Origin of the sequence: Paenibacillus methanolicus (assembly GCF_008124765.1) — a bacterium.
GTDB classification, from domain to species: domain Bacteria; phylum Bacillota; class Bacilli; order Paenibacillales; family Paenibacillaceae; genus Paenibacillus_Z; species Paenibacillus_Z methanolicus.
Genome location: NZ_VNHS01000026.1, coordinates 1 through 7,905, shown reverse-complemented (window position 1 = coordinate 7,905; position 7,905 = coordinate 1). Strand labels below are relative to the sequence as shown.

7 protein-coding genes and 1 pseudogene are annotated in these 7,905 nt (G+C 46.4%); 6 read left to right on the top strand and 2 right to left on the bottom strand.

All coding sequences use genetic code 11. The annotated features are described in order from the left end of the window. Positions 1-286: 286 nt before the first annotated feature. Entirely contained in the window at positions 287-1,210 is a 924-nt protein-coding gene (locus BCM02_RS35005; RefSeq protein ID WP_148933744.1) for an MBL fold metallo-hydrolase, read from the bottom strand. 157 nt (positions 1,211-1,367) lie between these two features. Between BCM02_RS35005 and BCM02_RS35000 the strand changes: the two genes are divergently transcribed. Next, positions 1,368-2,195, top strand: a complete 828-nt coding sequence (locus tag BCM02_RS35000) for a helix-turn-helix transcriptional regulator (RefSeq protein ID WP_148933743.1) — start codon at positions 1,368-1,370, stop codon at positions 2,193-2,195. 507 nt (positions 2,196-2,702) lie between these two features. On the opposite strand, the gene BCM02_RS34995 is transcribed toward BCM02_RS35000, so the two are convergent. Then, positions 2,703-3,353 carry a nitroreductase family protein gene (locus tag BCM02_RS34995; RefSeq protein WP_148933742.1) on the bottom strand — a complete coding sequence of 217 codons (651 nt, stop codon included), beginning with the start codon at positions 3,351-3,353 and terminating at the stop codon, positions 2,703-2,705. 113 nt (positions 3,354-3,466) lie between these two features. Between BCM02_RS34995 and BCM02_RS34990 the strand changes: the two genes are divergently transcribed. The 5 genes and pseudogenes from BCM02_RS34990 to BCM02_RS34970 all read left to right on the top strand — a co-directional run bounded on the left by BCM02_RS34990 (position 3,467) and on the right by BCM02_RS34970 (position 7,835). After that, entirely contained in the window at positions 3,467-3,832 is a 366-nt protein-coding gene (locus BCM02_RS34990; protein WP_246183696.1) for a helix-turn-helix domain-containing protein, read from the top strand. Between the two features lie 57 nt (positions 3,833-3,889). Then, positions 3,890-4,237 carry a hypothetical protein gene (locus tag BCM02_RS34985; RefSeq protein WP_148933741.1) on the top strand — a complete coding sequence of 116 codons (348 nt, stop codon included), beginning with the start codon at positions 3,890-3,892 and terminating at the stop codon, positions 4,235-4,237. Positions 4,238-4,364: 127 nt separating this feature from the next. Then, positions 4,365-5,396, top strand: a complete 1,032-nt coding sequence (locus BCM02_RS34980) for a hypothetical protein (protein ID WP_148933740.1) — start codon at positions 4,365-4,367, stop codon at positions 5,394-5,396. A 262-nt stretch (positions 5,397-5,658) separates the two neighbouring features. Further along, positions 5,659-6,932, top strand: a pseudogene (locus BCM02_RS34975) (IS110 family RNA-guided transposase). Between the two features lie 516 nt (positions 6,933-7,448). Next, positions 7,449-7,835, top strand: a complete 387-nt coding sequence (locus BCM02_RS34970; protein WP_148933739.1) for a tetratricopeptide repeat protein — start codon at positions 7,449-7,451, stop codon at positions 7,833-7,835. The last annotated feature ends 70 nt before the right edge of the window (positions 7,836-7,905 follow it).

Sequence of the window (7,905 nt, the reverse complement as noted above, 5' to 3'; positions counted from 1 at the left end):
ATCTCGCCATTGGTGCCATCCTCTCAAACCAACCTTTCTCTCATTGTAATCTAAATTCGGTTTGAGAGTTTACACAGAATATTTTACAGACTCTTGCGTTCACAAACGAGGGTGATTTTACCCTTGACCGGCAGCGGGACATTAATCGGTTGCCGTTTTCTCAGCTAACCGGCAGATTTGCTCAACAAGTTACCAAGTTTTTCAATGATACTAAGACCCGTGGTTGGGCAAGGCACAATGCGGTCACGCATCAGTGCTGCTTGACTAAAGCGGTAAAAGCTCTCTTCTACAAGAGAGCTTCACCGTGGATCGGTTCCCATGCCCAACTCGTCTCACGTTTTACGATGTATCCCAAGCTTGGCCATGGAAAATGATAGGCCTGAACAAGCAGCTTTTCATCGGCTGCACGATTGAGCAACGAGCGACGGGTTCGGACGGTCTGCTCCGGATCTAGATCGAATGCGGTGAGCCAATCGGGGTGTTCCAAGGTTAATTTATAGTGCGGCCAAGCGTCCCCAACGACAAGCAGCGACTCGCCGCCAGAGGAAACAAGGAATGCGCTGTGTCCAGGCGTTTCTCCTTTCGCGGGAACGGCAGTAATTCCCGGGAATATCTCTTCTTCGTCTTCGATCAGAGTCATTTTGGGCTCAAGCCGGGCGAGTATTTTTTGAGTCGACTGTATCGTCCTTTGCTTCATAGACTCGGGAAGGGCGAGATTGCTTAGATCAGGCTGTCCCATCCAAAATCTCCACTCTGTTTGTGTCAGCACATAGCGGGCATTTGGAAAACAAAACTGTCCCTCTTCGTCGAAAATGCCGCCTAAATGATCACTATGCGCATGGGAGAGAATGATCGTATCGATTGCTTCAGGAGCAATGCCGGATAGCTGCAAATTCGAACGAATCTTACCGATGTAATCGACGCTGCCGCCCGGTCCGGGCAAATGTCCTAATCCCGAATCAATAAGAATTTGACGCTCACCGGTATGGATGTATACAGCGCTAATTTGCATGGGCACATGGTCGACAGGTAATGCATGCGCGCTGAGCGCGGCGCATACTTCCTCTCGGGTGGCGTTGGTAATTAGGGACGTCGGTAAGGTGTAGCCGATCTCGTCATTGATCGTGAGGCATGTAAACTGTCCGATTGAAAAGTGGTAAACCCCTGCGGACCATTCCTTCGGCTCTTTTCCAAACAAATCCATAGGCATAGAATCGACTCCTTTTTCTTTTAAAATCAAGCTGAGCTTTCGCGTTTTGTTGAATCCATTGCGAATAGCTTGCTATATTGGATTATAAAAGGTTAGTGCAGGCAAAACTTAGGCTGCTTGATCATAGGTCTCACAGTCACAGTTAGGAGGAGTGGGAATGAACGATGGCGAACGCCGTAAACTGCTCGGCGATTTTTTGCGCAAACGGCGCGCAGGATTAACTCCTCACGAGGCGGGAATTCCATCTTACGGTCAGCGCAGGAAGCCGGGGTTACGCAGGGAAGAAGTTGCTCAGCTAGCCCATGTCGGTGTTTCCTGGTATACATGGCTGGAACAGGGGCGCGATATCAAACCCTCGGCGCAAGTGTTGGAAAGCTTGTCACAAGCACTCAAGCTGACTCCAGATGAACGGCGACATCTTTTTTCCTTATCCGGGCAATCGCTCCCTCCCCAATCGGCTCCTGCAGACAGAACCGTCCGTCCTCCCTATCAGCAGGTGATCGATGAGTTAAGCCCAACTCCGGCTTACGTGATCGGCTACCGGTGGGACTACCTGGCATGGAATAAAGCGGCCGAGGAGGTTTTCGCCATATCTCATCCGAATCCTCCGCATGATCTTAATTTGCTATGGCATTTCTTCGCGAGCCCGATCATCAAGGAGCGTTTCCGGGAGTGGCAGCAAATGGCGAGGGGGGTGGTAGCGGAATTTCATACGGTAAGAGCTCGCTATTTGAATGATCCCTCACTTAATCAACTGATTGAGGACTTGAAGCAGGTTAGTCCTGATTTCTGCCATTGGTGGTTGGAGCACGACGCACGCAGCTTGCTTGACGGTTACATAGAGATAGAGCATCCGGTACTCGGACGGTTGGAATTTGAGCATATGACGTTACAAGTCCCTAGCGATCCCGATGTCAAAATGATGATTTATCCGCCGTTTCAGGATACGCGGGAAAAGCTGGTACATTATTTTGCCTCCGGCTGACGTAAAAAAACGATACCCTATTCCGTCCCGGCGCGATGTGGGAAGGCGTCAGCCGGAAGTCGTTAAGACCCATCCGCTAAACGCGATCGGTCTCCACGCCTTGGACAAGTATAACGAAGGATTGTAAGGGCAATGACCCGTTGAGTCATGGGAGGGTGAACGCCAAGGGATTAGTGGAGTATGCGTGCAGCAGAAACTAGTTGGGGAATATTTCCTGATAGTCCTCTATTCCCGCATGCCCAGCCCGCCACCTCAACCGTGTTCATCTGTTCTTAATCCTCAGATTGATCTGATCTAAGGTGATGAAATCCTGCGAATGAGTGAGCATATGTGAGATAAACCCTTAAAACCGAGGGACGGGAGACGTTAGCTCAAACCGAAATCAGCAGCCGGGCATGAAGACCGACTGCTTTCGTAGTAATAGGTCAACCAGAGATGTTCTGGTTGACCTATTTTTATAGGCATCTTACGATGCTGGTAGCCGGGAGAATGGAATGAAAAATCCGGTCATGCCCAAGCGGTAATCGTATCTATCGGTAATCGGTAGGATGGATAACCTTCTTTGATCGATTTGCCGATCGAAAGCAGCATGACCGGCTGGAATCGCTCCTTATCCAAGCTAAAGACCTCCGCGATTCGATCCTTGTCATAACCTGCCATTGGGTTGGTGTCATAGCCGTGGGCGCGAGCTACAAGCATCAGTTGCATCGAAACAAGACCCGCGTCCAGCATGTTGATGTCGCGCAAGGCGGATGGAGTCAGGCTGGCATAATACGGCCTTGCCTGCTGCACTTGCATGTCCTTGATGTCCTGTGGCATGTAGCCAAGCTCTACTGCTTTATTAAAGATTTCGTCCATATATTCAATATTGTTAGCGTCGTAAAACACCGCAATAATAGCAGAAGAGGTCAAAACTTGCGTCTGGTTGAAGGAGGCCAGCGGCGCAAGTTTTTCTTTGCCTTCGGCGCTTTCGATCACAAGGAAACGCCAGGGTTGCATGTTAATGGCAGATGGGGCGCGTGAAGCTTTTGCCAAAATTTCGGTCATCTCCTCCCGACTGATTTTCACTTCGGGATCGTAGACTTTAACGGAACGACGTTCCAGTGCAATTTGGTTGAAGTTGTTTGTTTTCTGGTAGTTGCCTGTAGGGATGCTCATGCAGGTTTCTCTCCTTTTTGGTCGAGTATGGAAATGATGTTGCTTATCGTTACCATTGAGATGGTAAACTATAAAGTATACTTTATAGCAAGCGCGAAAACGGGGTGATAGTGGTGAAGATAAGCGAAGTAGCAAAAAGTATGAATCTCCCGATTTCAACGATCCGTTATTATGAGCAAATCGGTATTATCACGGATGAATACGTATTGAGGGACCATAATAACTATCGGATTTATGCGTCAGACATCATTCGTTATCTGAATGTGGTTAAAAATTGTTTGGCAGTTGGCTTTTCGATTCAAGATATCAAATCCATGATCTCGAGAAACGGAATGTCGAAGGAGGAGCATGTAAGCCTGATCGAATCTAAAATTGCGGAAATTGAAGCCGCTCAACAAAAATTAGATGAGTCCAAGCAAAACCTGTATGACTTGCTCGCGTCGGACATGACTTGCGAAAAAGGCTTCGGGAAATATTGATGACCACTTAGAGCTCAGTCCATCTTGAGGAAGTGTCTATTAGTTAAGGAGGAGCGCATGAAGTTTATATACAACAGCGTCTCGTGCGATGCGGAACACTACTTTAAAGACCAAGATATAGTGGTAAGATTTTATGATGAAAAAAGAGAACAGCATGAGAACCATATCGTTAATTTGGTTCTGGTTGATCCGGGTTACGGGTACCTCTGTTTGAAATATAAAGGCAAAGATTCCGCATTGTTAAGCGGAGTCTTAGATGAAGGCTTTTTTAATACGGATGAAATTGTTGAAGCAGCCATTGACTTTATCAAAACTCTATCGCCAGATGTGAAGAATCGATATGTACCCTATCATATTTCACGCGTGAAAAAATCGAGTTATGTTGAATATAATGGCGAATATTAATGGCCATGAAGCATTGCGCTATGTGTCGACTGAGGAATATCGCAGTGATTTTGGAACTTTATTACATCTGGGTGCGTCTAGACCAAGAACCGAATGAAGGTTTACAATTAGTCTGGAGGTAATTCCAATGCGTCATATGCGTATAATCGCGATAGCGGCTGCATTAACTATCATTACGAGTGCTCCATCCTCCGTGCAAGCCGTTTCGCCCGTAACGGTAGAAAGCAGTTCAAACAGCGACAAAGTCTATGTTGACCCCGAAATTGATTCCGTCGTAAAAAATCAGGTGATGGCTGCCGTTAAAGCCAATTCCGACCAAGAACCTCAAATCGAATATAACGTTGTCAGACACGATGAGAGAGAAGTCATCGTAGAAGGGAAATTAAAGGGCCTGACGGCACGCTATAGCGTGACTTACGACAAAATAAACAAACGCGTCGCTCATACCACGATTTATTATAACGATTCGGAAATGACCCAAGTAATGGATGCCGCATTAGTGGACAAAATCGCTAATTTCAGTGAATCGTTCAGTGAGATGAAGCACCCGTTCACATTTGACACGCTATGGCGGGTTAACTCCCCTTATCAAGATAATAAACCGAGCAATTATTGGGTATTCTTCGGGCATGACCAATCGTTGTACGTCGATCTGGACCAACATAACCGCTTGAAAGCCCATATTACAGTGCCGCTCAAGCAACTGGAACCGAAGCTTATCAACATGGCGAACAATGCCTTCAAGCAAATCAAAGGTCACTTTCCGACCGCGGCGGCCTATGCTTCCTTAAACAAAGAAGAGGCTGCATCTGGATTCACGTGGTACATCTATGACCGCTATGATAATAACCACGTTACGATCGGCGCGAAGACGAATAAAATTTTAGAGGTTGTGCGGCACGGCGCGGATTGGACGAATGAGGCGGATTTTAACAAATCGTTTGCCAAAGCCAAATATACGTCAAGTAAAGCGATAGCAGCTGCAAAACCGGCTGTCAAATCACTGTTCAAACTAAACCTCTCCGGGTACTCCGTCAAGGTGAAGCAGAACGTGTATACCTTCACGAAAAAAGGGATGCCGACAATCATAGGCAAGATAAACAAGAAAGGTGAATTCTTCAGCATGCAGGCCATCCCGGTAAACGGAGTGCTCGAATAGATGAGCCGGCTACTGAGAAATACACCACTAAAACATAAGAGGTCAACCAATCAAAACTGGCTGACCTCGTAATACGACGGGGAACGCGATAGTTCAATCATCACACCGCGGCGGCTGGCCACTCGATCAGCCGCCGTTCGTCGTTGAGCTAAACATTCCTGTTAAGGCTAATAAATCGCCTTTGTCAAAAAAAGGAACGCCTCGGTATGATGGGTTTGTCCAAGGGTTAAGTACCCAACACCATCAAGGAGGCGCTCTTATCATGAAGTTTAAACAATTAGATGCACAAAATCAACGTATTGAACGAATTACGCCCTCGCATTTATAGTAGGGATCGACATGGCCAAGGAAACTCATGTGGCACAGATCACAAATTATCGGGGTATCGTTCTGACGAATCGTCATCTATCGTTCAGCAACTCCATAGAGGGATTTGAAAGGCTGCAGCGGTGGATGGAAAGTATCCAGCAAAAGCACCGTTTAAGCAATATAATCATAGGCATGGAGCCGACAGGCCATTACTGGTGGAACCTCGCCAATTGGCTTACGCATAAAGGATTGCAAGTTGTCTTGGTCAATCCAGCAACGACCAAACGTAATAAAGAGAATCGGGATAATTGTCAATCGAAGAGTGATCCGAAAGATGCGCTTGTCATTGCAGACGTGGTAAGCCGCGGCTACTACTATGAGTATACGAGACAGACCCAAGTATTTCAGCGCTTAAAAACCATTATGAGCGATCGGGAATTTTGGGTGGCTAATAGTGTACGGTTACAAAATCGCATTATTCGGTGGCTGGATATTCGTTTTCCGGAGTACAGTTCGGTTTTTAAGGATTGGACCCGCAAACGTTCATTGGCTACACTGAAGGAGTTTCCTACGCCTCAGGATCTTGCAGATCGGTCAGTACCAGAACTCATAGCGATTTGGAAAAAACATATGCAGAGGGCAGGCGGTACCACAGGCACACAAAAGGCTGCTGAACTCATTGCACAAGCTAAGCGGAGTGTGGGAGACGTTACAGCGTTAGCCGAAGCAAAACTGGATTTGGCACGTTTAATCGCAGAATTTGAACGAATTACGGAGATGTTAGCAGACATCGAAAAGCAGCTTCATGTACTGCTAGATGAGATCCCCATGGCCGTTCTAATGCGTTCCATAAAAGGGATTGGTCCGATCTTTGTCGCGGCTATCCTAGCAGGCGCAGGTGACCTTAGGCAGTACGCACATGGACGTCAATTACTGCGCAAAGCCGGTCTGAATTTGGCCGAAAGCACATCAGGGAAAAGGAAAGGTCAAATCGTTGTCTCCAAACGAGGGGACTCCAGTTTAAGAAAATATCTGTATTTGGCGACGATCCAGCTCATTGGAATTAATCCGATCTTTCAAGAATTACATCAGCACAATGTTCAAGTAAAGCACATGAAAAAGCAACAATCTGTCTTTAAACTTGTGGGTAAAGTAGCACGGATTTTGATCGACATGGTTCATCGAGTAGAAACATTTTCTCCCGAAAAGGCCAGTCATCTCGTTTAACAAGCAGCATAGAGCATTAATCCATTACGTATCATGACTCATTCGCGGGATTTTGACAAAGAAAGAACGGAGAACCGAGTTCCTGCCCAAAAAGGGCCTAGACCCGTCCGCTAAACGCAATCAGTCTCCACACCTTGGACAAGTATGACGATGGAATGTAAGGGCTAAGACCCGTCGAGCCATGGGATGGTAAACACCAGGGCATTTGTGGAGTTTGCGTGCAGTAGAGTAAGGCAGAAAGGAATGGCTGAAGCAATTCCTCTGTTCCCGCATGCCCAAATCCTAGGCTAACGGCCACCTCCCCTAGCTTTCTCCACCTCCACATCTAATCCAGGGTGATGAAATCCTGCGAATGAGTGAGTATATGTGAGATAAACCCTTAAAACCGAGGGACGGGCAGGATAGCTGAATGAACTACATACACAATCTGGTTAATGAACACGGTTTTGAAATGAGTGATATAATTAATTTTATCAACAACTTCATATTCAAAATCGGAGATACAGGAGGAGCCAATTGAATATAGATCAGAAAGCGATCGAACATCTCGAGCGCAACGAATATGAGGCAGCCTTGGCTCTTTTCAAAGAAGCTGTGAACGAATCGAGAAGTGTTCAGTCTTTAACGAACCTTGCTTGGATTTATTATCACGAAGAAAGTGACACAGAAACTGCTCTGGAATTAGTTAAAGAAGCAATTGGCCTAAATCCAGCATCGCATTTTCCCTACAACCTTTTAGGTGAGATATATGTTGCATTGGAAAAATGGGAAGATGCCTCGAAAGTTTTGTTGAACTCCATCGCAATCAGGCCTTCCAGAGAAGCAAATAACAATTTAGCCATAGCTAACTATCATCTTGGGGAACTGAATGAAGCGTCAACTATAATGCTACATAGAAACTAGACAGCAAAAAGGAGTATCTTAGTTGTATGAAGCCGACAAGAAGAACGTTTACTCCCGAGGAAAAAGCGCG